Raw genomic sequence first — 997 nt, 5'->3', positions numbered from 1 at the left:
TTCCCGGAGGGCTCCCCGAAGCCTCCCCGAAACCTCGGAGAGGGCTCGGCGCCTGGATCTAGGATCTTGGATCCTGGATCTTCATTCCCTACGGGGCGCACAGCGCCCGTCGCCACCGTCTCGGCCAATGACCTGATTGGCGAGTACGTCGCCGCGTGCGACGAGCGACCGCCCAGCGACGTGCTCGGACACCTCGGTCGCATGGCCAAGAAGCTCCTCGGTGAGGGCATCGCCCCGGAGCACGTCCGCGCCGGACTGCGGCGTTTCGTGGAGATCCAGGGCCACCCCAGCCGCCTGCCGAGCCTGGTCAACGACGCGATGAACGCACGATCGGCCGGTTTGGCGCGGCCGGGAATCCGGCCTACCGTGCCCGCTCACCAGGCGTGGACCAACCCGGTCGACGCTGCCGCCGCCTACGCCGAGGAGCTGTGATGCGCACCCACACCCGCGACCCGCAGACCCTCGGCGGCGCAGGCACCCTGGACCGGATGGCCCGGATCCTGGCCGCCCGCAACATCGACCCGGCCGCCGTCGCCGCCCTGGCCGACGAGCCCGAGCGCTTCTCCCCGCTGGACGCCCTGTTGGCCGCGATGCCTCCGCGCTACCAGGGCGCGGTCGCCGACCACCCGCAGGTCCTGGACTGGGCCCGGGACGTCGCCCAACAGGCCGTCGCCCCGAGCATCGGAGCCCGGCGGCAGGTCACCACCGGCCCGAGCCTGCTGATGGCCGGGGTGGTCGGCGCGGGCAAGACCCACCAGGCGTACGGCGCGGTCCGACAGCTGGTGAAGACTGGAGTGGGCGTGCGCTGGCGCGCGACCGCCGCCGCCGACCTGTACGCCGACCTGCGCCCCCGGCAGGGAGTCGACAGCGAGCGGGATCTGGCGGCCGTCAGCAGGTGCCCGCTGCTGATCATCGACGACCTCGGCGCGGCCAAGGCGTCCGAGTGGGTCGAGGAAGTGACGTACCGGCTGATCAACCGCCGGTACAACCACATGCT

General features: G+C 72.2%; 1 protein-coding gene and 1 pseudogene. Both read left to right on the top strand.

Annotation, left to right across the window (positions count from 1 at the left end; genetic code table 11):
- A pseudogene (locus RB628_RS40870) lies at positions 1–432 on the top strand (hypothetical protein); the annotation flags it as partial.
- A partial coding sequence (locus RB628_RS40865) for an ATP-binding protein (protein ID WP_318325703.1) occupies positions 432–997 on the top strand: 566 nt, incomplete at its 3' end. The pseudogene RB628_RS40870 and the gene RB628_RS40865, both read left to right, overlap by 1 nt.

It is taken from the genome of Streptomyces sp. ADMS, assembly GCF_033441795.1.
GTDB lineage: Bacteria > Actinomycetota > Actinomycetes > Streptomycetales > Streptomycetaceae > Streptomyces.
The sequence above is the reverse complement of the archived record's forward strand: the minus strand, read 5'-3'. Positions and strand labels throughout refer to the sequence as shown.